General features: G+C 70.7%; 19 protein-coding genes and 1 pseudogene. 2 read left to right on the plus strand and 18 right to left on the minus strand.

All coding sequences use genetic code 11. From position 1 onward, the window contains the following. Positions 1–32 precede the first annotated feature (32 nt). From K7854_RS37920 to K7854_RS20175, 4 genes and pseudogenes are all read right to left on the minus strand, one after another. Positions 33–215 (minus strand): annotated as a pseudogene (locus K7854_RS37920) (hypothetical protein); the annotation flags it as partial. A 273-nt stretch (positions 216–488) separates the two neighbouring features. Next, a complete protein-coding gene (locus K7854_RS20165) occupies positions 489–1,265 on the minus strand; it encodes a TIGR03936 family radical SAM-associated protein (protein ID WP_226027946.1) in 777 nt (258 codons plus the stop codon). A gap of 140 nt (positions 1,266–1,405) precedes the next feature. Beyond that, positions 1,406–2,494: a hypothetical protein gene (locus tag K7854_RS20170; protein WP_226027947.1), complete on the minus strand. Its 1,089-nt coding sequence runs from the start codon at positions 2,492–2,494 to the stop codon at positions 1,406–1,408. A gap of 49 nt (positions 2,495–2,543) precedes the next feature. Next, positions 2,544–4,682, minus strand: coding sequence for a phosphorylase family protein (locus K7854_RS20175; RefSeq protein WP_226027948.1), 2,139 nt, complete (start codon positions 4,680–4,682; stop codon positions 2,544–2,546). A gap of 278 nt (positions 4,683–4,960) precedes the next feature. Here K7854_RS20175 and K7854_RS20180 point away from each other — a divergent pair, with 278 nt between their 5' ends. Then, positions 4,961–6,313, plus strand: coding sequence for an MFS transporter (locus K7854_RS20180; RefSeq protein ID WP_226028021.1), 1,353 nt, complete (start codon positions 4,961–4,963; stop codon positions 6,311–6,313). 106 nt (positions 6,314–6,419) lie between these two features. Here the strand turns inward: K7854_RS20180 and K7854_RS20185 are convergent, their stop codons facing one another. The 10 genes from K7854_RS20185 to K7854_RS20230 form a co-directional block, all read right to left on the minus strand. Further along, positions 6,420–8,378: a TIGR03960 family B12-binding radical SAM protein gene (locus tag K7854_RS20185; RefSeq protein WP_226027949.1), complete on the minus strand. Its 1,959-nt coding sequence runs from the start codon at positions 8,376–8,378 to the stop codon at positions 6,420–6,422. A gap of 124 nt (positions 8,379–8,502) precedes the next feature. Further along, a complete protein-coding gene (rodA, locus tag K7854_RS20190; RefSeq protein WP_226027950.1) occupies positions 8,503–9,699 on the minus strand; it encodes a rod shape-determining protein RodA in 1,197 nt (398 codons plus the stop codon). Further along, a complete protein-coding gene (gene mrdA / locus K7854_RS20195; protein ID WP_226027951.1) occupies positions 9,696–12,005 on the minus strand; it encodes a penicillin-binding protein 2 in 2,310 nt (769 codons plus the stop codon). The genes rodA and mrdA overlap by 4 nt, the downstream gene beginning before the upstream one ends. 49 nt (positions 12,006–12,054) lie before the next feature. Then, on the minus strand, positions 12,055–12,726 hold the full coding sequence (gene mreD, locus K7854_RS20200; protein ID WP_226027952.1) for a rod shape-determining protein MreD: 672 nt from the start codon (positions 12,724–12,726) through the stop codon (positions 12,055–12,057). Positions 12,727–12,739: 13 nt separating this feature from the next. Next, on the minus strand, positions 12,740–13,783 hold the full coding sequence (gene mreC, locus K7854_RS20205) for a rod shape-determining protein MreC (protein ID WP_226027953.1): 1,044 nt from the start codon (positions 13,781–13,783) through the stop codon (positions 12,740–12,742). A gap of 181 nt (positions 13,784–13,964) precedes the next feature. Continuing rightward, positions 13,965–14,984, minus strand: a complete 1,020-nt coding sequence (locus K7854_RS20210; protein WP_007449816.1) for a rod shape-determining protein — start codon at positions 14,982–14,984, stop codon at positions 13,965–13,967. 319 nt (positions 14,985–15,303) lie between these two features. Further along, on the minus strand, positions 15,304–15,717 hold the full coding sequence (gene ndk, locus K7854_RS20215; RefSeq protein WP_159329531.1) for a nucleoside-diphosphate kinase: 414 nt from the start codon (positions 15,715–15,717) through the stop codon (positions 15,304–15,306). Positions 15,718–15,862: 145 nt separating this feature from the next. Further along, on the minus strand, positions 15,863–16,219 hold the full coding sequence (locus K7854_RS20220) for a DUF4233 domain-containing protein (protein WP_127892212.1): 357 nt from the start codon (positions 16,217–16,219) through the stop codon (positions 15,863–15,865). Positions 16,220–16,225: 6 nt separating this feature from the next. After that, positions 16,226–17,749 carry a bifunctional tetrahydrofolate synthase/dihydrofolate synthase gene (folC, locus tag K7854_RS20225; RefSeq protein WP_226027954.1) on the minus strand — a complete coding sequence of 508 codons (1,524 nt, stop codon included), beginning with the start codon at positions 17,747–17,749 and terminating at the stop codon, positions 16,226–16,228. Positions 17,750–18,075: 326 nt separating this feature from the next. Then, positions 18,076–20,700, minus strand: coding sequence for a valine--tRNA ligase (locus K7854_RS20230; RefSeq protein WP_226027955.1), 2,625 nt, complete (start codon positions 20,698–20,700; stop codon positions 18,076–18,078). Positions 20,701–20,838: 138 nt separating this feature from the next. On the opposite strand from K7854_RS20230, the gene K7854_RS20235 reads away from it, so the two are divergent. Continuing rightward, on the plus strand, positions 20,839–21,840 hold the full coding sequence (locus K7854_RS20235) for a hypothetical protein (RefSeq protein ID WP_226027956.1): 1,002 nt from the start codon (positions 20,839–20,841) through the stop codon (positions 21,838–21,840). Positions 21,841–21,917: 77 nt separating this feature from the next. Here K7854_RS20235 and clpX read toward each other — a convergent pair whose 3' ends face one another. The 4 genes from clpX to tig form a co-directional block, all read right to left on the minus strand. Next, the gene (clpX, locus tag K7854_RS20240; protein WP_003976182.1) at positions 21,918–23,204 is read right to left on the minus strand and encodes an ATP-dependent Clp protease ATP-binding subunit ClpX; all 1,287 of its coding nucleotides are present in this window, start codon (positions 23,202–23,204) and stop codon (positions 21,918–21,920) included. 191 nt (positions 23,205–23,395) lie between these two features. Then, positions 23,396–24,109: an ATP-dependent Clp protease proteolytic subunit gene (locus K7854_RS20245; RefSeq protein WP_127892207.1), complete on the minus strand. Its 714-nt coding sequence runs from the start codon at positions 24,107–24,109 to the stop codon at positions 23,396–23,398. A gap of 50 nt (positions 24,110–24,159) precedes the next feature. Continuing rightward, positions 24,160–24,765: an ATP-dependent Clp protease proteolytic subunit gene (locus tag K7854_RS20250; protein ID WP_030399935.1), complete on the minus strand. Its 606-nt coding sequence runs from the start codon at positions 24,763–24,765 to the stop codon at positions 24,160–24,162. 357 nt (positions 24,766–25,122) lie between these two features. Continuing rightward, entirely contained in the window at positions 25,123–26,526 is a 1,404-nt protein-coding gene (gene tig / locus K7854_RS20255) for a trigger factor (protein ID WP_226027957.1), read from the minus strand. Between the last annotated feature and the right edge of the window lie 27 nt (positions 26,527–26,553).

Genomic DNA, 26,553 nt, shown 5'->3' on the forward strand with positions numbered 1-26,553 from the left:
GCCTTCGAGCGCTACGACGAGGAGACCGCCACCGCGGCGGGGGCCTCGGCCGGCGCGACGGTCTCCGCCGGCGCCTCGGAGGCACCGGACGGCGGGCCCGCGGGGCGGGACGCGGCCCTGCGCCGACGGCGCGGCGGCAGGGTGTCGCTGGGGGTGTTCGACTCGGTGTCCGTCGAGCTGGTCGCGGACCCGGTGGGTTCGGTCGGTTCGAGCATGCGGGGGTTTCTCCCGTCAGGCTCCCGGGCGCCGCGCCTGGTCCGGCATCGACATGTCGACCGCCGGTGACGTCCGCGGCTCGCGCGGTGCGCGGTCGCCGCCGTCCGGGGCGCGGGCGCCGCTCGGAAGCTCTCCGTGTCTTGTCTCGCCGGTTCCGTACCCCTTGTCGTGCACGGCCTGGCGAAAGTCTTGTGGTCGGTGCGCTGCCCGACCCAGGTGGCTCCCGAGTTCGAGGGCGGCGCTACGACGTCCGTCCCTGAGCGGAACCTTCCTTACGCCGGCGCCTTCGCGGCGGCGGAAGCGGCGGCCGGATGCGGCGCGGGCGCTTCTGCCTCGCGGTCGGGCGCGAGCGGGTCGGTCACCGCACCGGTCTCTTCATCGAACAGCCCCTGCGCCAGCCTGGTCACCGCTGCGGGGACCGGCGGCGCCAGGTCGGCCACGGCGCGAAGACCGGACAGGACGTCGTCGGGTCGTACGGCAGGCGTCACGTGCCGAACAACCAGCCGCAGTATCGCACAGGGCCGGTCGGTCGGCCTATCAGCCGGTGAACCGTGCGTGGTGACGCTCTCCAGGTGCGCGACGGCGGAGCGGGTGTCGAAGGTACGGACGCCGTTCTTCGTACGGCGCTGGACCTCCACCGCCGGGGCCGCGTTGAACGCCGCGACGGCGGCGTCGGCCTCGGCGGACTCCACTCCGTCCAGCCGCAGCTCCCACACGGAGGCCGTCAGCCGGTCGGCGAGCCCCGAGGTCCGGGCCTCGACCGCCTCGACGACGTCGAGCCCGGCGGGCAGCGACTCGTCGAGGAGCAGCCGCAGCCGCTCCGGGTCGCGCGCCTCGGTGAGCGCGATCTCCAGGTACTCCGCCTCACTGCCCGTGCCGGTGGGTGCGGCATTGGCGTACGACACCTTCGGGTGCGGGGTGAACCCCGCCGAGTACGCCATCGGCACCTCGGCGCGGCGCAGCGCACGCTCGAAGGCGCGCTGGAAGTCACGGTGGCTGGTGAACCGGAGGCGGCCGCGCTTGGTGTAGCGCAGTCGGATGCGCTGCACCGCGGGAACGGGCGGCGGGCCTACGGGCTGTCGCTTGCCCAGGGGACTTCTCCTTGTGTACGGCGGTCAGGACCGGGACGCAGCCCCGCGGTGGCGGGGAGCACACCGGCTGACGCTTTCCCAGCGTCGTGCAGTCGGGATCATCCCCGCGTCGGCGGGGAGGTTTCGCGCCCGGTCCTCTTTTCTAGAGTACGCGCTGGCGCAGGCATAGGTTCCCGCCGGTCCACCGGCCGCCGACCCGCGGGCTCCCCGAACAGCATCCGGCGCACGTCGGCGCGGGCCTGCCGCACCGAGAGCCGGGCCGAGGCCAGCGCCTGCCGGGTCGCCCGCCCCGCGCTGCGCCCCGCCTCGGCGAGGGGCCGCAGGACGGCGTCCCGCGCGGCATGCCCCACCGGGGTCAGCACACTCCGGTACACCCAGCGCGCCGGTTCGGCCACGGTCCAGCGCAGGACGGTGCCGAGGAACCGCCCGACGGCGCGCGAGAGGTGCCCGGCGATCCGCCAGGCGTGCCCGAGGGCGTCCGCCACCTCCCGTGCGACGACCGCGAGGACCCGGCCGACCGGGGCGAGCACCCACCGCCACACGGCGAGGGCCGGCAGCACCAGCAGCACCCGGACGGTCCAGTACAGGACGAACCCGACACCGGTGACGACCAGCCCCACCCCCCGCGCCACCTGCCGGCCGCACCAGGCGAGCGCGTGCCCGACCGGGGTGAGCACCCACCGGTACAGCCACATCGCCGGTACGACGGCCAGGTACCGCCCGAGCCACGCCAGAGCGGCGTACAGCCCCCGCCCGACCGCCGCGAGCCCCGCGCCCACCCGGGTGAAGAACCAGGCGAGCCCGTGCCCGACCGGCGTCAGGACCCACCGGTACAGCCACACCGCGGGCACCACGAGCAGCACGCGCCCCAGCCACCCCACGCCCTTGGCGAGCGGCACGACGACGTACCGCCACAACGCGACCAGCGGCCACACGAAGACGGCCCGCCCGAGCCACGCCAGCGCCCGCCCGACGGGACGCAGCACCGCGTCCCGCAGGAACCGCCCCGCCACGACCAGCGCGTCCCACACCATGCGCACCGGCACGACCAGCACCAGCACCACGATCCGCACCGGAATCCGGATCGCCACGGCGAGGCATCCCTCGGCGTCCGACCGGCGCACCGGCTCGCCCTGTCCCGCCCGCGGCTGCACACCGGGCGCCTTCTCCAGATCCACCATGCACATGAGGACGCCGCTCGACCCGGTTCGGATCCCGCGACGTCCCGTCCCGCGGCTACTCGCCGCCTGGGACGGCGGGTGCGGGTGCGGCGGGTGCGGGTTCGGCGTGTTCCAGCAGTTCGCGGACGAGGGCGACGAGGGCGTGCGGCGTTCTGGCCAGGGCCTGCGGCAGGGCACGGGCCTCGGGCGGCACGATGTCCGAGCCGTCCAGGTTGATGATCCAGAGCTGGAGTTCGCCCACCGCGTGCCTGCGCAGGGCCAGCTCGATCTCGTCGTAGCAGAACCTGCTCAGGGCGTACGACCTGCTCCACAGGACGACGAACAGGTCGGCGGACAGGACCGCGTCCTCGATCGTGGGGTTGACCATGCGGTCCGGCCGCAGCTCCTTCTCACCGACCAACGCGGTGATCCCCGCGCCGGAGAGGTACGTCTCCAGGGCCTGGGCGAATTCGGCGTCGGGCCTCGCACGGCTGATGAAGACCCGACGCGGCGGCCACCGGTAGTTGTGCGGCGTGCGCATGCGGGCGGTCACCAGCTGGTCCGCGATCTTCATGGCGTCCGGCACCGCGTCCCGGTCCATGAGCCGGCGGTGTTCGAGCGCGGGGTAGACCGCGGCCCAGTCCCGCCGCTGGTACGCACGCCGGGACGCGCCGCCGAGGAACGCGAACGGCACGATCGGCTTCCGGCGCGCCTCGGCCAGGTGGAGCACCGTGTTCGCCGTCTTGGAGACCCGGCCCCCGACCGCGATCACGACATCGGCCTCCTCCATGGCCTGGATCTGGCACAGCAGCCATGCCTGCTCCCGGGATTCGTCGTCCTCGGGCCCCGGGTAGTACCAGTTCTTGATCTCCGTGTCGTGACCGGACCCCAGCATCGCGAGCATCTCCGTCTGCCGCTCGGCGACCTCCGGGTGCCGCGGACTGTGCAGGTGCACGATGCGGCCTGCACCCGACTGGACGTAACCGATCACCGCGTGGAGGTCGGCGGAGTCCGGGAAGGGACTGCACACGACGAGTTCCGCACCGGCCTTCGCGACGGCCTGCCCCAGCTGCTCGCAGACGTGCGCGAGCTGGGACTGCTCGTAGTCCGGGTAGGTCGTCTCGCCCGTCACACCGCCGAGGACGTAGACGGACCTGATCCGCGACAGGGCGGCGGACGGCGCGGCGACCTGCGGCGCGGCCAGGCGCCGGCCCAGCAGCTTGAACAGCACCTCCGCGGAGGAGCGCGCCGCGAACTGCTTGTACCGGTCGTCCTTGCGCGGATCCGCGTGGTCCATCACCCCTTTGGCGACCACCCAGTCGGACAGCCCCAGCCGGTGGGCGACCTGCGCGATGACGGCGGACTCCATCTCCAGACCGGCGACGGAGCGCACGCCCCACTGCTTGAGCCGCGCCCAGGTGAGCCCGTCCTTCACCACGACGTTGCCACTGGCCATCGGCCCGACGACGACGGCGTACGGCAGCTTGCGGGGGCCGTCCAGGTCGTCGTAGACGAGTTGCTCGATGTGCGCGTACCCCGCGTCCGTCAGCGACAGGGCGGCGCCCTTCCGGGTCACCAGACCGTCGGCCTGCAGGCTCTGGATCTGGTCGGTCCACGAGGCCTGGGAGAGGAAGCGCGACCTGGCGGGGTGCCGCCGGGGGTCCTCACCGGCGTAGAGGCGCTCCATCAGCCAGATCCGCGCCTCGTGCGGGGAGGCCTCGCCGAAACTGGGCAGGTCGGACGTCCCGAGGTCCTGCGCGGCCCGCAGCCAGCCCTCCGGGGCGGGGATCTGGCGATGGTCCCCCTCGAAGCCGTCCTGGGTCCGCTTCCCCTCGTCGTAGGCGTACGCCAGCTCGGCCACCACGACGTCGCCGAGCGCCACGTGCGCCGGGTTGCCCGCGCACACCCCGCACATGGCGAGGCAGCGGGGCCGCAGGCGTTCCACGAGCGTGGACACCACCGGCGCGGTCGCGGTGGCCCCCATCCGGGTGGGCCGGGCCAGGGCCACGGTCATGCTCCTGCCGTCGGCCAGGACGTACGTGCCGACGAGGAAAGGGATCAGGGACTCCGACTCGTGCTCCTCCCAGGCCGCGACCCCGGGATGCCCCGCGTACCCCGCCGAGCCGGCCGACCGGGCCGCCTCGTACTCCTCCTTGAGCGCCGTGATGATCAGTACGTCGACCCCGCCCGACCCGGCGTCCGCCCCCAAACCCATGGACCCGACCGTACCCGCCCCTGGTAGCGTTCGCGGCATGTCTGCTGCCTCGTGCGCGGCCGCTTGCGCCGCGGTGACCAGGACGTCCCGCTAGCGGCGGGGCGTTCGGCTCACACATCCTTCCTGGACGTCCAGCCGCTTCGTGATCGGACCGGAGCGGCACGCTCGTGCTGCTCGGGTATTCCTCTGAGCAACGGAGCCCCTCGATGCTTCCAGGCATCCCTTCCTCCGGCGGGCACGGCCCGTCTCCCGCGCGCGCGTGGCTGGTGCTGTGCGCGATGTCCATGCTGCAGTTCTTCATCGCGGTCGACGTGACCGTGGTCAACATCGCCCTGCCCTCGATCGGCGCCGGCTTCGGCGTCGACGGACACACCCTGACCTGGGTGGTGGTCGGCTACACGGTCACCGGCGGCGGGATGCTGATGCTCGGTGGCCGCCTCGGCGACCTGCTCGGGCGGCGGCGCGTACTGCTGCTCGGCACCGGTCTGTTCGGCGCCGCGTCGCTGCTGGCCGGGCTGGCCCCCACGTTCGCCCTGCTGGTGGTCGCGCGTCTGCTCCAGGGTGCCGGTGAGGCGGTCGCGCTGCCCGCCGCGATGGCCACCATCGTCCTGATGTTCCCCGAGGGGCCGCGCCGGACGCGGGCCCTGAGCGTGTGGGCGGCGGTGGCGAGCTGCGGCCTCGTACTCGGGTTCGTCGTGTCCGGGATCATCACCGCTCACCTGGGGTGGCGGTGGGTCTTCCTGGTCTCGGTCCCGTTCCTGCTGGTCGTGCTGCTGGCGGCCGTCTTCCTGGTCGAGGGCGACCGGCCCGTGGCCGGGGACGGGCCGGCGCCGGACCTTCCCGGCGCGCTGCTGCTGACCGCCTGCCCGCTGCTGTTCGTCCTCGGGGTGGTCGAGGCCGGTGAACCCGCCTCGCCCGCGTGGGTGGCCCCGGTGTCGCTGGCCGGGGCGGCGGCCGCCGGAGCCGGGTTCCTCCGGGTCGAGGCACGCTCGCGGGACCCGCTGCTGCCGCTCCGCTTCTTCGCCGACCGCACGCGGGTGACGGCCAACCTGACCACGATGCTGCTGAGCGGCGGCCTGTCGACCTCGTTCCTGCTGTTCACCTACTACCTGCAGGACCGGTTGGGCGTCGGCCCGCTCGGCTCGGGCCTGACGATGCTGCCGCTGGCGGTGTCGCTGCTCGTGTTCTCCGCGCTCGTGCCGCGCCTGCTGGACCGCTGGGGAGCACGCGCGTGCGTGCTGGCCGGCATCGGGTTCACCGCCGCCGCGATGGCCGCGATCGCGCTCGTCTCGGCCCTGGAGGCAGGGGCGGCGGCGCTCGTCCCGGCCATGCTCCTGATCTCGGCCGGGATGGCGTTCGGCATCGTGGGCCTGCAGTACCTCGCGGTCAGCGGCGTCACCGAGGACGACGCCGGGATCGCCTCGGGCGTCCAGCGCGCGGCCGACCAGCTCGGCGGCGCGACCGGGGTGGCCGTCTGCGTCGGGCTCGGGTTCGCCCCGGCCCTGCACTCCCTCGATCCGTTCCTGGTCACCACCGTGCTGGCCACCCTGGGACTCGCCGCCGGCGCGGCCGTGGCCTGGCGCATGCCCGCCCCCGCCGCCCCGGTAACGGCACAGACTCCGGCCGGGTGACACCCACCGTCGGCCGGGGGTGCCGCCGGGCACCCCGGCCGACGGTGCGGTCCGCTCGCGGAGACCGCCGCCACGCAGCGACCCGGACGGCCCCCGTCCCCTCGGTTCAGCCGGCCGGCGCGGTGTTCTTGACCGTCAGCGGCAGCAGCTTCTTGCCGGTCGGGCCGACCTGGATCTCGGTGTCCATCGCCGGGCAGACGCCGCAGTCGAAGCACGGGGTCCAGCGGCAGTCGTCGACCTCGGTCTCGTCGAGGGCGTCCTGCCAGTCCTCCCAGAGCCACTCCTTGTCGAGGCCGGAGTCGAGGTGGTCCCAGGGCAGGACCTCCTCGTAGCCGCGCTCGCGGGTGGTGTACCAGTCGACGTCGACGCCGGCCGGCTCCAGGGCCTTGTCGGCGCAGGCCATCCAGCGGTCGTAGGAGAAGTGCTCGCGCCAGCCGTCGAAGCGGCCGCCGTCGTCGTAGACGGCGCGGATGACGGCGCCCAGGCGGCGGTCGCCGCGGGAGAGCAGGCCCTCGACGATGCCGGGCTTGCCGTCGTGGTAGCGGAAGCCGATGGAGCGGCCGTACTTCTTGTCGCCGCGGATCTTGTCGCGGAGCTTCTGCAGGCGGGCGTCCGTCTCCTCGGCGGAGAGCTGCGGGGCCCACTGGAAGGGGGTGTGGGGCTTGGGGACGAAGCCGCCGATGGAGACCGTGCAGCGGATGTCGCCGGAGCCGGAGACCTCGCGGCCCTTGGCGATGACCCGGGTGGCCATGTCGGCGATCTGCAGGACGTCGTCGTCGGTCTCGGTGGGCAGGCCGCACATGAAGTACAGCTTCACCTGGCGCCAGCCGTTGCCGTAGGCGGTCGCGACGGTCCGGATGAGGTCCTCCTCCGAGACCATCTTGTTGATCACCTTGCGGATCCGCTCGGAGCCGCCCTCGGGGGCGAAGGTGAGACCGGAGCGGCGGCCGTTGCGGGTCAGCTCGTTGGCCAGGTCGATGTTGAAGGCGTCGACGCGGGTGGAGGGCAGGGACAGGCCGATCTTGTCGTCCTCGTAGCGGTCGGCGAGGCCCTTGGCGACGTCGGCGATCTCCGAGTGGTCGGCGGAGGAGAGGGAGAGCAGGCCGACCTCCTCGAAGCCGGTCGCCTTCAGACCCTTGTCGACCATCTCGCCGATGCCGGTGATCGAGCGCTCGCGCACCGGGCGGGTGATCATGCCGGCCTGGCAGAAGCGGCAGCCGCGGGTGCAGCCGCGGAAGATCTCCACCGACATGCGCTCGTGAACGGTCTCGGCGAGCGGGACGAGGGGCTGCTTGGGGTAGGGCCACTCGTCGAGGTCCATGACGGTGTGCTTCGAGACCCGCCACGGGACGCCGGAGCGGTTGGGTACGACGCGGGCGATACGGCCGTCGGGGAGGTACTCGACGTCGTAGAAGGCGGGGACGTAGACGCCGCCGGTCTTGGACAGGCGGAGCAGCAGCTCCTCGCGGCCGCCCGGGCGGCCCTCGGCCTTCCAGGCGCGGATGATCGCGGTGACCTCCAGGACGGCCTGCTCGCCGTCGCCGATGACCGCGCAGTCGATGAAGTCCGCGATCGGCTCGGGGTTGAAGGCCGCGTGGCCGCCGGCCAGGACGATCGGGTCGTCGATGCCGCGGTCCTTCGCCTCCAGCGGGATGCCCGCCAGGTCCAGGGCGGTGAGCATGTTGGTGTAGCCCAGCTCCGTGGAGAAGGAGAGGCCGAACACGTCGAAGGCGCCGACCGGGCGGTGGCTGTCGACGGTGAACTGCGGGACGGAGTGCTCCCGCATCAGCTCCTCCAGGTCCGGCCAGACGCTGTAGGTGCGCTCGGCGAGGACGCCCTCCTGCTCGTTCAGCACCTCGTAGAGGATCATGACGCCCTGGTTGGGCAGGCCGACCTCGTAGGCGTCCGGGTACATCAGGGCCCAGCGGACGTCGCAGGACTCCCAGTCCTTGACCGTGGAGTTCAGCTCTCCGCCGACGTACTGGATCGGCTTCTGCACGTGCGGGAGCAGGGCTTCCAGCTGCGGAAACACGGACTCGGCGGCCGGGGAGGCTTCGGCAGGCATCTCACGGGACCTTCGTGTGCTGACAAGGGGGACCATCCAGCCTAACCCGGCCGGACCGGTCCCCCTTACCGCTCGACCGCGCTCGGCCCCCGGGAGCCCCACCGCTCACGCCCCGGGTGCCGGGCTACGCCGACATCGGTCTCTGCACGGTGATCGACTGGAGCAGGCCGACCGCCATCCACACGGCGAACATGGAGGAGCCGCCGTAGGAGACGAAGGGCAGGGGCAGGCCGGTGACCGGCATGATGCCGAGGGTCATGCCGACGTTCTCGAAGGTCTGGAAGGCGAACCAGGCGACGATCCCGGCGGCGACGACCGTGCCGTACAGGTCGGGGGTGCTGCGGGCGATCTTGCAGGCGCGCCACAGGACCACGCCGAGCAGCGCGATGATGAGACCGGCGCCGAGGAAGCCCAGTTCCTCACCGGCGACGGTGAAGACGAAGTCGGTCTGCTGTTCGGGGACGAACCGGCCGGTGGTCTGGGAGCCGTGGAAGAGGCCGGAGCCGGTGAGCCCGCCGGAGCCGATGGCGATGCGGGCCTGGTTGGTGTTGTAGCCGACGCCCGCGGGGTCCAGGGCCGGGTTGGCGAAGGCGGCGAAGCGAGCGATCTGGTAGTCGTCCAGGATCCCGAGCTGCCAGACCGCGAGCGCACCGGCGGTGCCGGCGCCGAGCAGTCCGAAGACCCAGCGGTTGCTGGCGCCGGAGGCGAGCAGGATGCCGAGCACGATGATGACCATGACCATGACCGACCCGAGGTCGGGCATGAGCATCACGATGAGCATCGGCACGGTGGCCAGGCCCAGGGCCTGGAGCACGGTGCGGTGGTCGGGGTACGGCCGGTCCCCGGCGTCGACGCGTGCGGCCAGCAGCATCGCCATGCCCAGGATGATGGTGATCTTCACGAACTCCGAGGGCTGCAGGGAGAAGCCGCCGGGGAGCTTGATCCAGGAGTGGGCGCCGTTGATGGTCGAGCCGAGCGGGGTGAGCACCAGCAGGATCAGGAAGACGGAGGCGCCGTAGAGGACCGGCACGGCGGTGCGCAGGGCGCGGTGGCCGAGCCAGACGACGCCGACCATCAGGGCGAGGCCGATGCCGGTGTTCAGGAGGTGCCGGGTGAGGAAGTAGTACTGGTCGCCCTGGTTGAGTTCGGTGCGGTTGCGGGTCGCGGAGTAGACGAGCAGCGAGCCCAGCAGGGACAGGGCCACGGCGGCCAGCAGTATCGGCCAGTCGAGCCGCCGGGCCATGGAGTCCCGGGCGAAGAGGCGGGTCCAGCCGGCCTTCTCGGGGCCGTACCCGGAGACCTGGAAGCTGTTGCCGGTCATGCGCGTGCCCTCCGGCTTCTGCCCCTGGCGACCGGTCGGCTGCCGCGCCGGGCGCCGCGTGCGCCGCCGCGCCGCCGGTGGCGGCGGGTGTCGCGGTTCTCCCCGTTCTGGTTGGGGGTGGTCGCGGGCTGGCCGCCCTCCTCGACGGGGGCGTACTCCTCGTCCGGGGATGCCTTCTCGTCGGGCAGGAGTTCCTTGACGACGTCCTTCGGCATCTTCGGGGACAGGATGGTGCCGTCCGTCTTGATCTTCGGGAGGCTCGCCTGGGGCTTGGGCAGCAGGGCCTTCTTCGGGTCGACGTCGCCGTCGTCGGAGACGCCGTACAGCGCGTCGTAGATGTTGCGGACGGCGGGTCCCGAGGCGCCGGAGCCGGTGCCGCCCTGGGAGATCGTCATGACGATCGAGTAGTCCTTGGTGTACGTGGCGAACCAGGACGTGGTCTGCTTGCCGTAGACCTCGGCGGTACCGGTCTTGGCGTGCATCGGGATCTTGTCCTGCGGCCAGCCGACCTGGGCGAACCGCCAGGCGGCGGTGCCTCGGCTGGCGACGCCGGCGAGGGCCTCGTCCATCTTGGCCAGCGTGGTCTTGCTTATGGGCAGCTTGCCGTGCGCGGTGGGCTCGATCTCGCGGACGGTCTTGCCGTCGGGGCTGACGATCGCCTTGCCGATGGTCGGGTCGTACATGGTGCCGCCGTTGGAGATGGCCGCGTAGATGGTGGCCATCTGGATGGGGGTGACGAGGGTGTCGCCCTGGCCGATGGAGTAGTTGATGGAGTCACCGGCGCGCATCTTGTTGCCCTCGAGGCAGTTCTCGTACGCGATCTTCTCGACGTAGGAGCCGTCCTTCTTGCCGGACTTGCACCAGGCGTCCTTGTTGGCCTCCCAGTAGTCCTGCTTCCACTGGCGGTCGGGGACGCGGCCGGTGACCTCGTTGGGGAGGTCGATGCCGGTCTTGGCGCCGAGGCCGAACTGGTGGGCGGCCTTGTAGAAGTAGTCGTTGGGGTCCTTGGGGTTCATCCCGCCGTCCTTCTTCCACTCCTCGTGGGCCAGGCGGTAGAAGACGGTGTCGCAGGAGAGTTCCAGGGCGCGGCCGATGGTGATCATGCCTTCGTTGGCCGACTCGAAGTTCTTGAAGACCTGGCCGCCGACGTTGTAGGCGCTGGAGCAGTCGTAGTTGCCGTCGAAGTCGTAGCCGGCCTCGACCGCGGCGGCCGAGGAGACCACCTTGAAGATGGAGCCGGGCGCCGCCTGGCCCTGGGTGGCGCGGTTGAGCAGCGGGTAGTTGGACTCCTTGCCGGTGAGCTTCTTGTAGTCCTTGGCGGAGATGCCGCCGACCCAGGCGTTGGGGTCGTAGTCGGGGTTGGAGGCCATGGCGACGACGCGGCCGGTCTTGGCCTCCATCACCACGACGGCGCCGGCGTCGGCCTCGTAGGTCCGGTTGGTGTTGCGGTCCATCTCCTTGCGGGCGGCCTTCATCGCCTCGTTCAGCTCGTACTCGGCGACCCGCTGGACGCGGGCGTCGATGCTGGTGACGAGGTTGGAGCCGGGGGTGCCGGGGTCGGACTCGGCCTCGCCGATGACGCGGCCGAGGTTGTCGACCTCGTAGCGGGTGACGCCGGCCTTGCCGCGCAGCGCCTTGTCGTACTGGCGCTCCAGGCCGGAGCGGCCGACCTGGTCGGAGCGCAGGTAGGGCGAGTCGGTGTCCTGGGCCTTCTGCAGCTCCTCGTCGGTGACCGGCGAGAGGTAGCCGAGGACCTGGGCGGTGTTGGACTTGCCGGGGGCGGCGTAGCGGCGTACGGCCATGGGTTCGGCGGTGATGCCGGGGAAGTCCTCGGCGCGCTCGCGGATCTGCAGGGCCTGCTTGACGGTGGCCTCGTCGGTGACCGGGATCGGCTGGTAGGGCGAGCCGTTCCAGCAGGGCTGCGGGGTCTTGGCGTCGCAGAGCCGGACTTTGTCCATGACGTCCTGGGGCTTCATGCCGAGGACGCCGGCCAGCTTGGTGAGGACGGCCTTGCCGTCGTCCTTCATCTTGAGCAGCTCGGTGCGGGAGGCGGAGACGACGAGCCGGGTCTCGTTGTCGGCGAGGGCGACGCCGCGGGCGTCCAGGATCGAGCCGCGGGTGGCGGGCTGGACGACCTGCTGGACGTGGTTGCCGGAGGCCTCCTCGGCGTACTCGTCGCCCTGGCGGATCTGGAGGTACCAGAGGCGGCCGCCGAGGGTGGCGAGGAGCGAGAGGACGAGGATCTGGATGACGACGAGCCGGGTCTGGACGCGGGTGCTGCGGCCGGTCTCGGGGATATTGGTCACTGCTGGTGCCTCCCCCTGAAGAAGTAGGTACGGGTGTGCTGCCGCGTCGTCACAGCCGCTTGACCCCCTTGATGCGTCCGGCACGGGCCACCCGGGCGCGGGCCGTCTTCACCCGCAGGGCGTTGCGCTGTCTGCCGATGCGCAGTCCGGTGCCCGAGGAGAGCCAGCCGGAGGAGATGTCGGGGCTCTGGGCGGCGGAGTTGGTGTCGGCCAGCGGGTCGTGTTCGGCGCGCCGGGCGAGCGCCATGATGCCGGGGACGACGAAGGGCGCGAGCAGCAGGTCGTACAGGGCGGCCGTGAACAGCAGGCTGGGCAGGCCGACGTGGCGGGCGGCGGTGTCGCCGACGAGCGCGCCGACGCCCGCGTAGAGCAGGGTGGTGCCGACGGCGGCGGCGGCCACGACGACCATGGGGCCGGTGGCCGAGCGGAGCCGTCCGTTGTCCGGCTTGGCGAGTCCGGCGAGGTAGCCGATGACGCACAGGACGAGGGCGTAGCGGCCGGCGGCGTGGTCGGCGGGCGGGGCGAGGTCGGCGAGGAGTCCGGCGCCGAAGCCGACGAGGGCGCCGCCGACGTGGCCGTAGACCAGGGCGAGGCCGAGGACGGTGAGCAGCAGTAGGTCGGGGACGGCGCCGGGCAGGTGCAGGCGGGCGAGGACGCTGACCTGGATCACCAGGGCGACGACGACCAGGGCGACGGACAGCAGGATCCGGTTGACGCGCATGGGGTGAAGGCTCCTACGGCTCGGGCTGCTCGTTCTGCTGCTCTGTCTGGTCGTTCTGGCCGGTGGCGTCGCCCTGGCCGGTCGCATCGCCCTGCCCGGTCGCCTCGTCCTGTCCGGCCTCGTCGTTCTGGGCCTGGCCCTCGGGGTCGGCCCCGGGGGTGACGGTGACGGTCACGGTCGGCGTGGGCTTGGGCTGCTTCTTCTCCGGGAGCACCGTGTCGCGCGGGTCCTTCGCCGGGGCCTGCACGACGACGCCGACGATGTCGAGCTTGGTGAAGCTGACGAACGGCGTGACGTCGAGGATGCGGGTGAGGTCGCCGCCGTTGGGGTCGACGCGGGTGATGGTGCCGACGGGCACGCCGGGCACGAACGGCTTGTCGGCCTGGGAGCCGAAGGTGACGAGGCGGTCGCCCTTCTTGACGTCGGCCTTGCCGTTGAGGAGTTCGACACGCAGGGGGCGGCTGCCCTGGCCGGAGGCGAAGCCGAGTTCGTCGCCGGACTCCATCCGGGTGCCGACGGTGAAGTCCGGGTCGTTGGCGAGCAGCACGGTCGCGGTGTTCGGGCCGACGGTGGTCACGCGTCCGACGAGGCCGTCGCCGTTGAGGACGGTCATGTCGCGCTTGACGCCGTCGTTGGCGCCGACGTCGATGGTGATGGTCCAGGAGAAGCCCTGGGCGGCTCCTATGGCGATGACCTGGGCGCCCTTGATGCCGTACTGCCCGGCTCCGGCCAGCCCCAGCATCTTGTCGAACTGCTTCAGCCGGCTGCGGCCGCGCTCGTCGCTGCCCAGCTTGGCCTTCAGGGCGGCGTTCTCCGTCTCCAGCTGCGCGAGCCGGTCGTGCCGGTCGCCGGAGTCGCGGATCGCGGAGACGGCGTTGCCGACGGGGTCGACCGCGGAGGAGACCCCGTTCTCGATCGGACCGAAGACGCTCGCCGCGGCCTGCCGGGCACCGTCGACCGGTGAGTCCTCCCCGCCGCGGATGTCCACCGTGATCAGTGCGAACGCGATGGCGATCAGCAGCACCAGGAGCAGCCGGCTCTCTTTCGTGTCCCTCACGTGCGGCGGCCGTGCCTTCCTCGTCGAATTCGGGAATCTCGGAATGTACGTGGCGGTGTTCAGGAATGCAGCTGATTCGGTACGTCGGGCACTTCACGCGCATCCGGTACCGGAACCCTCTATATCAACGATCCGCCGCACGAGAGGAGATCGTCTCGTACGGCGGAACCGAAGTGTTACGTCATCTGCGCGGCGAGGCGTCCAGCACCTGCTGGAGTGCCTCGAACTCCTCGACGCACTTACCGCTGCCGAGCGCCACGCTGTCCAGCGGGTCCTCGGCGATGTGGATCGGCATCCCGGTCTCCCGGCGCAGCCGTTCGTCGAGCCCGCGCAGCAGCGCGCCGCCGCCGGTCAGCACGATGCCCCGGTCCATGATGTCGCCGGACAGCTCCGGCGGACACTTGTCGAGGGTCGTCTTGACGGCGTCGACGATGGCGTTGACCGGCTCCTCGATCGCCTTGCGCACTTCGGCGGCGGAGATGACGACGGTCTTGGGCAGCCCGGAGACGAGGTCCCGGCCGCGGATTTCGGTGTGCTCGTCGGAGTCGAGGTCGTACGCCGAACCGATCGTGATCTTGATCTGTTCGGCCGTGCGCTCACCCAGCAGAAGGCTGTACTCCTTCTTCACGTGCTGGATGATCGCGTTGTCCAGCTCGTCACCCGCGACGCGGATGGACTGGGCCGTGACGATGCCGCCGAGCGAGATGACCGCGACCTCCGTGGTGCCGCCGCCGATGTCCACCACCATGTTGCCCGTGGCCTCGTGGACCGGCAGGCCGGAGCCGATGGCCGCGGCCATGGGCTCCTCGATGATGTGCACCTGACGGGCGCCGGCCTGGGACGACGCCTCGATGACGGCGCGGCGCTCGACGCCGGTGATGCCCGAGGGCACACAGACGACGACCCGCGGCCGAGCCAGATACCGCCGCTTGTGGATCTTCAGGATGAAGTAGCGGAGCATCCGCTCGGTGATCTCGAAGTCGGCGATGACGCCGTCCTTCAGCGGGCGCACGGCGACGATGTTGCCCGGCGTGCGCCCGATCATCTTCTTCGCTTCGGCGCCGACCGCGAGGATGCCACCGGTGTTGGTGTTGATCGCGACGACGGACGGCTCGTTGAGTACGATCCCGCGACCCCTGACGTACACCAGCGTGTTGGCGGTCCCGAGGTCGACAGCCATGTCACGGCCGATGAACGACATTGAGTTCCCCATCAGGATTCGACTGGCCTTCCCAGGAGCTTTTGAGGGCTTTTCAGGTAGGCGAAGTGGGTGCAGTGACGCGTGGAGGTATCCATCGTAGACGCGCTTTCGCGAACACTGCGCGAGGGTCTTCGCCATTGTCAGCAGATGGCGCACCGCCTCGCTTGTGGAGACGGGCCAACGGTGGGATCCGTTCCCCCGATCAGGCGCGCATATGCCACAGGGCGGTCGCTTTCGCGCGACCGCCCCGGCTCCGCCCGGTCCATTCGGCTGACGTGGCGTCAGAAAAAAGGTGCTCCCGGCGTGTCCCGAAGGAGGATCAGACCCGGCCCGGGAAGAAGATCTTCAGTTCACGCTCGGCGGACTCCTCGGAGTCGGAGGCGTGGATCAGGTTCTCGCGGACGATCACACCGTAGTCCCCGCGGATGGAGCCGGGCGCGGCGGCGATCGGGTCGGTGGGCCCGGCCAGCGCGCGCACGCCCTCGATAACCCGCTCGCCCTCGACAATCATGGCCACGACCGGGCCGGACGCCATGAACTCGACCAGCGGCTCGTAGAACGGCTTGCCCTTGTGCTCGCCGTAGTGCTGCTCCAGCGTGTCGGTGTCCAGGGTGCGCAGTTCCAGCGCGGTGATCTGCCAGCCGGCCTTGCGCTCGATACGGCTGATGATCTCGCCGGTCAGGCCACGACGGACGGCGTCGGGCTTGAGGAGGACGAGGCTGCGCTGGGTCACGGGGGCTCCCTTGGAGAGGTTCGAGATGTGCGGTCGTGCGGGTGATGAATGAGGTTACCGGGCGTGTCGCGGCCCCCGTCACGCAGCGTCAGGCATACCGGGCCCGTCAGCGCCGACGACCACGCCGCACGAGGTCGGGAGCGTGTCAGGCGGGGTCGGGCGCGGCGGCCTCGGCCTGGGCGGCGAACCTCGCCTTGGCCTCGTCGATCTTCCGCCCGTAGTGCACGGAGGCCCACCACAGGGCGGCGAAGATCGCGCCGAGGAAGAACATGGTCGGCACGACGAAGCCGGAGGCGATCAGCGCGACCTGCAGCGCCCAGCCGAGGGCGACCCCGCCGGGCCGGGTGATGACCCCGCACAGCAGCACGCTGAGGACCATGGCGATGCCGCTGACCGTCCACACCGTCCCCACCGACAGGTCCGGGTCCTTCATGGCGACCAGTCCGGCGAAGCCGATCACGAAGAACTCGCCGATCAGCGTCGAAGCACAGAGCGTACGCACGGTTACTCAGCCCCTCCTCAGGAGCAGTCGGGCCTCGCCGACGGTGATGACGGAACCGGTGACGAGCACACCGCCGCCCGCGAACTCGCCCTCCTCCTCGGCCAGCGTGATCGCGGCCTCCAGGGCGTCCGGCAGCCGCGGCTCGACCTGGACGCGGTCGTCGCCGAAGACCTCCACGGCGATCGCGGCCAGCTCGTCGGCGTCCATGGCGCGGTGGCTGGAGTTCTGAGTGACGACGACCTCGGCGAAGACCGGCTCGAAGGCTTCGAGCAGCCCCCGCACGTTCTTGTCGCCGCTGGCGCCGACCACCCCGATGAGCCGGCTGAACTGGAAGGCCTCCCCCACCGCCTCGGCGGTGACCCGGGCCCCGGCCGGATTGTGCGCGGCGTCCAGGACCACGGTCGGCGAGCGCCGGACCACCTCCATGCGTCCCGGCGAGGCGACGGAGGCGAAGGCCTTGCGCACGGTGTCGACGTCCAGCGGCTCGGGTCGCTGCGCGCCGACGCCGAAGAACGCCTCGACGGCGGCCAGCGCGACCGCCGCGTTGTGCGCCTGGTGGGCGCCGTGCAGCGGCAGGTAGACCTCGGTGTACTCGCCGCCGAGCCCGCGCAGGGTCACCAGCTGCCCGCCGACGGCGACCTCGCGGGCGACGACGCCGAACTCCAGCCCCTCGCGGGCCACGGTGGCGTTGACGTCCACGGCCTTCTTCAGCATGACCTGCGCCGCGTCCACCGGCTGCTGGGCCAGGATGACGGTGGCGTCCTGCTTGATGATGCCGGACTTCTCGACCGCGATCTCGCCGGGCGTCCCGCCGAGCCGGTCGGTGTGGTCCAGGTCGATGGGGGTGACGACGGCGACGTCCCCGTCGATGACGTTGGTGGCGTCCCAGGAGCCGCCCATCCCGACCTCGACGACGGCCACGTCCACGGGCGCGTCGGCGAAGGCGGCGTACGCCATGCCGGTCAGCACCTCGAAGAAGGAGAGCCGGTACTCCTGCTGCGCGTCGACCATCTCGACGTACGGCTTGACGTCCTCGTACGTCTCGACGAACCGCTCGGCGGAGATCGGCGCCCCGTCCAGGCTGATCCGCTCGGTGATCGACTGCACGTGCGGCGAGGTGTACCGCCCGGTGCGCAGTTCGAAGGCGCCGAGCAGGGCCTCGATCATGCGGGCGGTGGAGGTCTTGCCGTTGGTCCCGGTGATGTGGATGGAGGGGTACGAGCGCTGCGGCTCGCCCAGTACGTCCATCAGGGCGGCGATCCTGGTGACGGACGGCTCCAGCTTGGTCTCGCCCCAGCGGGTGGCCAGCTCCGTCTCGACGGCGCGCAGGGCCGCGTCCACCTCGGGGTCCTCCGGGCGACCGGGGATGTCGGCCTGCGGGGGGCCGCCCTGGGTGCGCAGGGTGCGGCTGCCGGCCTCGATGACGGCGAGGTCGGGGTCGCGGGTGGTCTCCGCGTCGATGATCTCGTCGAAGGAGTCGAGGGGGTCGGAGGGGTCGGGCTGGCCGTTCTCGCCGGGGTTGTCACTCACGGGGACCAGTCTACGTACCCGGTCCCCCGTAACCGCGGGCAGTCGTGCCGCCGCAGCCGCGGGCAGTCGCGCCGCCGCAGCCGCGGGCAGTCACGCCGCCGCAGCTGCGGGCAGTCGTGCCGCTGGGGCGGCACGGGTGGGCGCAGCGGCACCCCGTGAACGCCGGGCTGCGCGATGCCCTGCGGGGCGCCAACGGAGGGGGGCGACTTGGGTCCCGGGCGAGTGCGGCGCCGTCGTGGCTGGTCGCGCAGTTCCCCGCGCCCCTGAGGACGCGAAGGCACCCGGCGCCTGCAAGGGCTCCGGGTGCCTTCCTCAGGTATCGGCGACTACGCCTCCGGCAGCTTCTCCAGCTGGGCGGTGATGCGGGTGATGTCCTCGTCCGCCTTGGCGAGGCGGCCGCGGATCTTGTCCACCACCTGGTCCGGCGCCTTCGCCAGGAACGCCTCGTTGCCGAGCTTGGCGTTCGCCTGGGCCTTCTCCTTCTCCGCCGCGGCGAGATCCTTCGCCAGCCGCTTGCGCTCCGCGGCGAAGTCGATGACGCCGGAGAGGTCGAGGGCGACCTCGACCCCCGCGACCGGCAGCGTCGCCGTCGCGGCGAAACCGCCGCCCTCCGGCTGGAGCCGCAGCAGCTGCCGGACGGCCGCCTCGTGGGCCGCCAGAGGACTGCCCGCCAGCGTCAGCCGGGCCGGGACCCGCTGGCCTGGCTGGAGCCCCTGGTCGGCACGGAAGCGGCGGACCTCGGTGATGACGGACTGGACGGTCTCGATCTCCCGCTCGGCGTCCGCGTCCCGGAAGCCCGAGTCCTGCGGCCAGTCGGCGATGACGACCGACTCGCCGCCCGTGAGCGTCGTCCACAGCGTCTCGGTGACGAAGGGGACGACCGGGTGCAGCAGCCGCAGGGTCACGTCCAGGACCTCGCCCAGGACGCGCTGGGAGACCTCGGCCGCCTCGCCGCCCGCCTGGAAGGTGGTCTTGGACAGTTCGACGTACCAGTCGAAGACCTCGTCCCAGGCGAAGTGGAACAGCGCGTCGGAGAGCTTCGCGAACTGGTAGTCCTCGTAGTACGCGTCGACCTCGGCGACGACCGAGTTGAGCCGGGAGAGGATCCAGCGGTCGGTGGACGACATCTTCGACGCGTCCGGCAGCGGGCCCTTGACCGTCGCGCCGTTCATCAGCGCGAAGCGGGTGGCGTTCCAGATCTTGTTGGCGAAGTTCCGGGAGCCCTGGACCCAGTCCTCGCCGATCGGGACGTCGACGCCCGGGTTGGCGCCGCGCGCGAGGGTGAAGCGGAGCGCGTCGGAGCCGTACTTGTCCATCCAGTCCAGCGGGTTCACGACGTTCCCGAAGGACTTGGACATCTTCTTGCCGTTCTGGTCACGGACCATGCCGTGCAGGGCGATGGTGTGGAACGGCGGGGTGCCGTCCATCGCGTAGAGGCCGAACATCATCATCCGGGCGACCCAGAAGAAGAGGATGTCGTAGCCGGTGACCAGGACGGAGTTCGGGTAGAACTTCGCGAGCGACTCGGTCTGCTCGGGCCAGCCGAGGGTGGAGAAGGGCCACAGACCGGAGGAGAACCAGGTGTCCAGGACGTCGGAGTCCTGGTACCAGCCCTCGCCGGCCGGCGGCTCCTCGTCGGGGCCGACGCAGACGACCTCGCCGTTCGGCCCGTACCAGACCGGGATGCGGTGGCCCCACCACAGCTGGCGGGAGATGCACCAGTCGTGGAGGTTGTCGACCCAGTCGAAGTACCGCTTCTCCATCTCCTGCGGGTGGATCTTGACCTTGCCGTCGCGGACCGCGTCACCGGCGGCCTTGGCCAGCGGGCCGACCTTGACCCACCACTGCATGGACAGGCGCGGCTCGATGGTGGTCTTGCAGCGCGAGCAGTGGCCGACGGAGTGGACGTAGGGCCGCTTCTCGGCGACGATCCGGCCCTCGGCGCGCAGCGCGGCGACGATGGCGGAGCGGGCCTCCAGGCGGTCCAGGCCCTGGAAGGGGCCGTGGGCGGTGATGACGGCGTGCTCGTCCATCACGGCGATGGCGGGCAGGTCGTGCCGCTGGCCGATCTCGAAGTCGTTCGGGTCGTGGGCGGGCGTCACCTTGACGGCGCCGGTGCCGAACTCGGGGTCGACGTGCTCGTCGGCGACGACCGGGATGGAGCGGTCGGTCAGCGGCAGCTTGATCTGCTTGCCGACCAGGTGCTTGTAGCGCTCGTCCTCGGGGTGGACGGCGACGGCGGTGTCGCCGAGCATCGTCTCCGCGCGGGTGGTGGCGACGACGATGGTCTCGTCGCCCTCCCCGTACTTCATGGAGACCAGCTCGCCGTCGTCGTCCTGGTACTCGACCTCGATGTCGGAGATGGCCGTGAGGCACCTCGGGCACCAGTTGATGATGCGCTCGGCGCGGTAGATCAGCTCGTCGTCGTAGAGCCGCTTGAAGATGGTCTGGACGGCCTGGGACAGGCCCTCGTCCATCGTGAAGCGCTCACGGGACCAGGCGACGGCGTCGCCGAGGCGGCGCATCTGGCCGGAAATCTGCCCGCCGGACTCGCTCTTCCACCGCCAGACGCGCTCGACGAAGGCCTCCCGGCCGAGGTCGTGCCGGGACTTGCCCTCCTTGGCCAGCTCGCGCTCGACGACGTTCTGCGTGGCGATGCCGGCGTGGTCCATGCCGGGCTGCCACAGCGTCTCGTAGCCCTGCATGCGCTTGCGGCGGGTCAGGGCGTCGATGAGCGTGTGCTCGAAGGCGTGCCCGAGGTGCAGGCTGCCCGTGACGTTCGGCGGCGGGATGACGACGGTGTACGGCGGCTTGTCGCTCTTCGCGTCGGCCTCGAAGTAACCCCGTTCTACCCAGCGCTCGTACAGCTGCCCCTCTACCTCGGCCGGCGTGTACTGGGTCGGCAGTTCGGTGCTGGGTGCGGGCTGCGGCTGCTGAGAGTTCTCGGTCACGGGGGTCAGTTTACGGGCGTCACGGCCCTGTCCCGAAACGCGTTTCGTTTGTAACGGTGCGGCCCCCGGTGACCTGCGCACGCCAGGTCTGAGTCAGGATGTCAGCACCACGTAAAGCATCCGAGGGGGAACCCAGAAATGAGTCACAACCAGCCGGGCCCGTACGGCGGGCAGCCCCAGCAGCCCGGACCGTACGGCCAGCCGGGCCCGTACGGCCAGCAGCCCCCGCAGGCCCCCCAGCCCGGCTACGGCTACCCCCAGCAGGCCCCTCCCCCGCAGCCGGGCTACGGCTACCCGCAGCCCCAGCAAGGCGGCGTCCCGCCGCAGACCCCGCCGTACGGCCAGCAGCCCGGCTACGGCCAGCAGCCCCCTTACGGTCAGCAGCCCCCGTACGGCCAGCAGCCCTACGGCATGCCCCAGCCCCCGGCGCCGGGCGGCGGCAAGAAGAAGACCGGCCTGATCATCGGCGCGGTCGCCGTCGTGGCGGCGATCGGCGTGGGCGCGTACTTCGTGTTCGGCGGCGGCGGTGGCGCCGGCGGCGGCCTGGAGGACGACGGCGCCCACAAGCTGACGACGCCGACGAAGGCGCTCGGTGAGTACACCAAGGTCCAGGGGCAGGAGAGCGGCGACTCCGACACCGCCAAGGACATGGAGAAGAGCGGCGTCAAGGAAGGCACCGCCGTCATCGGGCAGTGGTCGACCGCCGACTTCAGCGGCTACGACCCCGAGGACCCCTCCACCATCCCCGACCAGTCGGAGCTGCTGACCGCCAAGGGCTTCACGATGGTGGGCGGTTACGGCAAGATCGACGACCCCCAGGCGACCCTGGACAAGTTCTTCGCCAACATCCAGAAGGAAGTCGAGGAGAGCTCCACCAGCGACACCGGCGGCATGCAGAACGCCGAGCTGGTCGGCGAGCCCGAGGAGGTCGACATCGACGGCACCGTCGCCAAGTGCCAGTCGACCAAGGCCACCAACGCGCTCACCAAGAAGGAGTCGACCGACTGGTTCTGCGCCTGGGCCGACTACAGCACCATCGCCATGGTGTCTCCCGGCGACAACACCGGTACCGGGGTCGGCAAGGACACCGCGATCGACATCACGACGAAGCTGCGGGACGAGGTCCGCGTCAAGTCCTGACGCGCCGCCGACGGCAATGCGGGAGGGGCCCGGTCGAACCGACCGGGCCCCTCCCGCGTACGCGTGCTGTGTGACGGCTACGCCGTCTTCTGCTCGCCCGGGCCGCGGCCCCGCGAATCGCGGGGGATCAGGGTCGGGTTGACGTTGGAGAGGACCACGTCGGCGGTGATGACGACGCGGGCGACGTCCTTGCGGGACGGGACCTCGTACATCACGCCCTGGAGGACCTCCTCCATGATGGCGCGCAGGCCGCGGGCTCCGGTCTGGCGGAGGATGGCCTGGTCGGCGATGGCCTCCAGGGCCTCGCGCTCGAAGTCCAGCTCGACGCCGTCGAGTTCGAAGAGGCGCTCGTACTGCTTGACGAGGGCGTTGCGCGGCTCGACCAGGATCTGGAGGAGCGCTTCGCGGTCCAGGTTGTGGACGGAGGTGATGACGGGCAGCCGGCCGATGAACTCGGGGATCATGCCGAACTTGACCAGGTCCTCCGGCATGACCTGCTCGAACTGGTCCTTGGACTCGATCTCCCGCTTGGAGCGGATCTGCGCGCCGAAGCCGATGCCCTTGGCGCCGGCCCGGCCCTCGATGATCTTCTCCAGGCCCGCGAAGGCACCGCCCACGATGAACAGCACGTTCGTCGTGTCGATCTGGATGAACTCCTGGTGCGGATGCTTGCGGCCGCCCTGCGGCGGGACCGAGGCGGTGGTGCCCTCCAGGATCTTCAGCAGGGCCTGCTGGACGCCCTCGCCGGACACGTCGCGGGTGATGGAGGGGTTCTCACTCTTCCGCGCGACCTTGTCGATCTCGTCGATGTAGATGATCCCGGTCTCGGCCTTCTTGACGTCGTAGTCGGCGGCCTGGATCAGCTTCAGCAGGATGTTCTCGACGTCCTCGCCGACGTACCCCGCCTCGGTGAGCGCCGTGGCGTCGGCGATCGCGAAGGGGACGTTCAGCATGCGGGCGAGGGTCTGGGCGAGGAGGGTCTTGCCGGAGCCCGTGGGGCCCAGCAGGAGGATGTTGGACTTCGCCAACTCGATGGCGTCCTCGCGGCCTTGGGCGCCGCCGTTCTCGCCGGCCTGGACCCGCTTGTAGTGGTTGTACACCGCGACGGAGAGGGCCTTCTTGGCCGCTTCCTGGCCGACCACGTAGCTCTCGAGGAACTCGTAGATCTCGCGGGGCTTCGGGAGCTCCTCCCAGCGCACCTCGCTGGTCTCGGCCAGCTCCTCCTCGATGATCTCGTTGCAGAGGTCGATGCACTCGTCGCAGATGTACACACCGGGCCCTGCGATGAGCTTCTTGACCTGCTTCTGGCTCTTCCCGCAGAACGAGCACTTGAGCAGATCGCCGCCGTCACCGATGCGTGCCACGGTGTGCTTCCCCTTCGCCTGGGAGACTCCCGGACGTCGACGTCACGTCAACGGCGGGCGGACTCCTGGTGCTGCCTTATGTCCGACGGTACCTTGCCGGGCCCCTCGTCCGGGCCCCCCTTGGCACGGTTCGCTTTGACGTGAATCGCGTCAAACCGTGCCAAGGAGCGGCAGACGATACAGCCTCCCGCCTAGCGGAGAGAGGAGTTGTCCATCTTCCGGGTGGTGATGATCTGGTCGATCAGGCCGTAGCTCAGCGCGTCCTCGGCCGTGAGGATCTTGTCGCGCTCGATGTCCTCGCGGATCTTCTCGACCGGCGTGGTGGAGTGCTTGGCCAGCATCTCCTCCAGCTGCGAGCGCATCCGGAGGATCTCGTTGGCGGCGATCTCCAGGTCGGAGACCTGACCGCGGCCGGTCTCGCTGTACGGCTGGTGGATCAGCACGCGCGCGTTCGGCAGCGCCATGCGCTTGCCCGGGGTGCCGGCGGCCAGCAGGACGGCGGCGGCGGAGGCGGCCTGGCCCATGCAGACCGTCTGGATGTCCGGCTTCACGTACTGCATCGTGTCGTAGATGGCCGTGAGCGCGGTGAAGGAGCCGCCGGGGCTGTTGATGTAGACCGAGATGTCGCGGTCCGGGTCCATCGACTCCAGGCACAGCAGCTGCGCCATGACGTCGTTGGCGGAGGCGTCGTCGATCTGGACGCCGAGGAAGATCACCCGCTCCTCGAAGAGCTTCGCGTACGGGTCGTACTCGCGCACGCCCTGCGAGGTGCGCTCGACGAAACGCGGGATGACGTAGCGGGACTCGGCCTGCGGGCCGGTGTAGCGGCCCTGGGAGGCGGCGGCGCGCATGTCCTGGGTGGCGTGCATGCGGTCGTACAGGCCGCTGCCGGGGAAGTCGTTCACAGTGTCTCCTGTAAAGGGGCTGAGGCGGTCGGCTCGGGGCGGTGGATGGCTCAGGCGCCCGTGCCGCCGCCGCCCGGCATGCCGGCGGCCGTGGCGATCACGTCGTCGATGAGGCCGTACTCCTTGGCCTCGAAGGCGTCGAACCAGCGGTCGCGGTCCGAGTCGCGGGTGATCTGCTCGACCGTCTGGCCGGTGTGCTGGGAGGTCAGCTCGGCCATGCGCTTCTTGGTGTGCAGCAGCCGCTCGGCGTGGATCTTGATGTCCGAGGCCGAGCCGGCCAGGCCGGCGGAGGGCTGGTGGATCAGGATCTCGGCGTTCGGCAGCGCGAAGCGCTTGCCGGGGGTGCCCGCGCTGAGCAGGAACTGTCCCATGGAGGCCGCGAGACCCATCGCGATCGTCACCACGTCGTTCTTGATGTACTGCATGGTGTCGTAGATCGCCATACCGGCCGTGATCGAACCGCCCGGGCTGTTGATGTACAGGAAGATGTCCTTGTCCGGGTCGGAGGCAAGGAGCAGCAGCTGTGCGGTGATCTTGTTGGCGATGTCGTCGTCGACCGGCTGGCCGAGGAAGATGATCCGCTCGCCGAGCAGCCGGTTGTAGACCTGGTCGCCGAGGCCGCCACCGATGGAGGGCTCGCCGGCGGCTGAGGGCATCAGATTCGTCACGTATCCACCTGCTCGTCTTACGACGGCGCCGGGCCGTCTCACGTTTCCCTGCGGGGCTGGAGCCGCTTTCGGGGACTCCCCTGCCCTCGTATTCATGGACCCTAACGCGGTGGCCCTCCGGTGCCATCCCGGTTCTGCGGGTGTTCGCCTCGGGCGTAGTGCTCCGCGGGGTGCGGGGCGGGTTCCCGCCGTCGCGGTGCGCGTTCGTCGCCGGGTGCGGGGCCCGTCGTGGTTGCTCGCGCAGTTCCCCGCGCCGCTGGCGGAGGTACCCGGCCGTATGACGAAAGGGCCCCGGCACTGATGTCCGGGGCCCTTTCTGCGTCCGTCTGGGCAGACGCGAGGGGATCAGCCCTCGGTCTTCTCCTCGGCCTTGTCGTCGGCCTGCTCGGCGTCGGCGGACTCGGCGGCGGCCTCGGTGGCCTCCGTCTCCTCGTCCTCCTCGTCGTCCAGGTCGACGATCTCGCCGTTGGTGTCCTTGACCGTGGCCTTCTCGACCACGGCGGCCAGGGCCTTGCCGCGGGCGACCTCGCCGACCAGGAGCGGGACCTGGCCCTGCTCGACGACGGCCTGGGCGAACTGGTCGGGGGACATGCCGGAGGAGGCGGCGCGGCGCATGAGGTGCTCGGTCAGCTCTTCCTGGCTGACGTTGAGCTTCTCCTGCTTGACCAGCTCGTCGAGGACGAACTGGGTCTTGATGCCCTTGACCGCGGCCTCGCGGGTCTCGGTCTCGAACTCCTCGGCCGTCTTGCCCTGGAGCTCCAGGTACTTCGCGAGGTCGAGGCCCATCTGGCCGAGCTGGTGGTGCTCCAGGTTGTGCTTGCGGGTGTTGATCTCGTCCTCGAGGAGCTTCTCGGGGACCGGGACCTCGACCAGCTCGAGCAGCTTGTCCAGCACGCGCTCCTGGGCCTGCGTGGCCTGGTCGTACTGCTTCATGTTGGCCAGGCGCTTGCGGCTGTCGGCCCGCAGCTCCTCCAGCGTGTCGAACTCCGACGCGAGCTGGGCGAAGTCGTCGTCCAGCTCGGGCAGCTCGCGCGCGGCGACCTGGGTGACCTTGACGGTGACCTCGGCCTCCTTGCCGGCCGCCGAGCCGCCCTTCAGCTCGGAGGTGAAGGTGGCCTCGCCACCGGCCTCCAGGCCCGTCACGGCGTCGTCGATGCCGTCCAGCAGCTCGCCGGAGCCGATGGTGTAGGACACGCCGTCGGCGACGCCGTCCTCGAGGACCTCGCCGTCGACCTTGGCCCGCAGGTCGATGGTGATCACGTCGCCGTCGGCGGCGGCGCGCTCGACCGGGGAGGTGGAGGCGAAGCGGTCGCGCAGCTGCTCCACCGACTTCTCGACGTCCTCGTCGGTGACCTCGACGGCGTCGACCTCGACCTCGATGCCGGAGTAGTCCGGGATCTCGACGGTCGGACGGACGTCGACCTCGGCGGTGAAGTTCAGCGTCTCGCCGTCCTTCAGCTCCGTGATGTCGACCTCGGGCTGGCCGAGCGGGTTCAGCTCGGCCTCGTTGACCGCGTCGGTGTAGAACTTGGGAAGCGCGTCGTTGACCGCCTCCTCCAGAACCGCACCGCGGCCGAACCGCTGGTCGATGACCCGGGCCGGGATCTTGCCCTTGCGGAAGCCCTTCACCGTGACCTGCTGGTTGATCTTCTTGTACGCCGCGTCGAGGCTGTCCTTGAGCTCCTCGAAGGGCACCTCGACAGTGAGCCGAACCCGGGTCGGGTTCAGGGTCTCCACGGCGCTCTTCACGGTTCGGTCTCCTTGGTGGCTGACTTC

It is taken from the genome of Streptomyces hyderabadensis (assembly GCF_020404845.1).
GTDB lineage: Bacteria > Actinomycetota > Actinomycetes > Streptomycetales > Streptomycetaceae > Streptomyces > Streptomyces hyderabadensis.